Here is a 1,861-nt window from a genome sequence, read left to right as displayed (position 1 = left end):
CGTGCCGTCGGGCAGCAGGTGCGTGAAGCTCGTGATGCGGCTCGCCTCGTCATACCGCACGTCGCGGAACACCGGGCCGAGACGGTAGCGCGTGATGCGTTCGCTCAGGTCGTAGAAGCGCTCGTGCGGCACCGGGCCGGCGCTGGTGTTCCACTGCCAGCTGCTCACCGCGCGCTCGAACGGTTCCCAGCGCACGTCGGTGATCAGCGCCACTGCAGTACCGCTCGCGTCTTTGGCGAGGCTGACGGCCTGGACCCGTCCGCGCAGCAGCGTCATCGACGCCACCCGGCCGGATGGATAGGTCGTGCTGCTCAAGTCCCCGAGCGTGTAGCCGTAGGTCACCGCGTGGGTGAGTTGCGCCGTGTTCGCGCCGCTGGCCGGCTGCACGCGCTGTGTGTCGGTGACGACCTGCCCGTGTGAGTTGTAGCGGTACTGGCTGGAGCCGCTGGGGTGAGCGGTGCTGGTCAGCCGGCCGATCCCGTACGCGAAACCAGCGCCGGTCTGGCTGTAGGCCCATGTCACCGACTCGCTCGGCTGGCCGGCAAGCGTCGACACCGCGCTGGTCGGCCGGTCACCCGCATCGTAGGTGTACGTCGTCAGCACACCGCGGCTGTCGATGCGCGTGAGCAGGTTGCCGACTTCGTCGAATGTGTGGCTGGCCTGGCCGGTGTCGGGGCTGATCAGCTGCGTCGCATTGCCGAAGCCGTCACGCGGGTACTGCGTGACGAGGCTCCTCGGGTCGGTGACCTTCGTGGTCCGGTCCCCGCCGTCGTGCTCGAAGCTCGTCTTGCCGTTCTTCGGATCGGTGTGGTCCTTCACCCGGTACAGCGGGTCGTAGCTGAGCTTGGTCTCCAGGTTCAGCGTGCCGGCGCCGCGGGTGATCTTGGTGCGATTGCCCTGGGCGTCGTATTCATAGGTCGTCACCGGCGTCGGGGAGACGGGCGGTGGTGGCAGGCCTTGTGCGCTGACCGCGGCAGCAATCAACAGGGAGACCGTGCCGATCAGCGGCTTCTTCGTGATCTTCATGCTCACTCCTCCCCACCCGTGGTGCGTTGCGCGCGGTTCAACGCATCCATCACGCGGTTCAGGCTGACCTTCAGCCTGCCGTTCGGGTCCTTCTTTGTCTGCCCGACCCGTTGGCCATTGCGGTCGAGTTCGTAGTCGATGCGGTTGCCCTGATCGTCGTACACCGCCTTGAGCCGACGGGCATCGTCGTAGTCCTGGCCGACCCAGCTGCCGTTGGACAGCGTGGCCTTCTTCAGCTGGCCGAGGGCGTCGTACTCATAGGTCGTCGTGAGGCCATCGACCGCCGTGGTCAGCAGGCGCTGGCGCAAGTCGTAGGTGTTCACGGTCACGATGCCGTTGCCGTCGATGCTTTGCAGCACCTGCCCGGCGCGGTTGTACTGCGTGAACGTCGTCACCTCGCCCGCGCTGCTCGTGAAGCTCTGCAGGTCGCCCTTCGTGTGATCGGCGTTCGTGTCAGCAAAGTACGTGGAGCTCGTGCTCACGGTGACACCACTGCGCGTGCTCTTGGCCGTCAGCACCCGGCCGTCCTGGTCGTACGTCCAGCGCTGCACCCTGTCGGCCACCGCGGTGTTGAACAGCGACGGCACCGCAGGCGTCACCGGCTTGCCCGGCAAGCCGGCCGTCGACGGCGTGAAGGCCGCCGTGTACCGCGCGAGGCCCTTCGTGATGCGCACATCATCCACCGCGCCGTTCAGATACCACACGCCCTGGCCAGTGTCCGGCGTGCGCCCGATGTTCACCGGCGTGCTCGACGTGAAGATCGCCCCGTTGATCGCCACCGGCGCGCTCGGCACGCCGTTCAGGAACGCGCTCGGCACGCCGTTCAGGAAGATCC

At 67.2% G+C, this 1,861-nt stretch carries 2 pseudogenes; both read right to left on the bottom strand.

The features are described from left to right. A pseudogene (locus AC1D01_RS32830) lies at positions 1–1,026 on the bottom strand (hypothetical protein); the annotation flags it as partial. Between the two features lie 2 nt (positions 1,027–1,028). Then, positions 1,029–1,861: pseudogene (locus AC1D01_RS32825) on the bottom strand (hypothetical protein); the annotation flags it as partial.

Source organism: Rhizobacter sp. P3_B12 (assembly GCF_056402895.1).
This window is presented reverse-complemented; position numbering and strand designations above follow the sequence as displayed.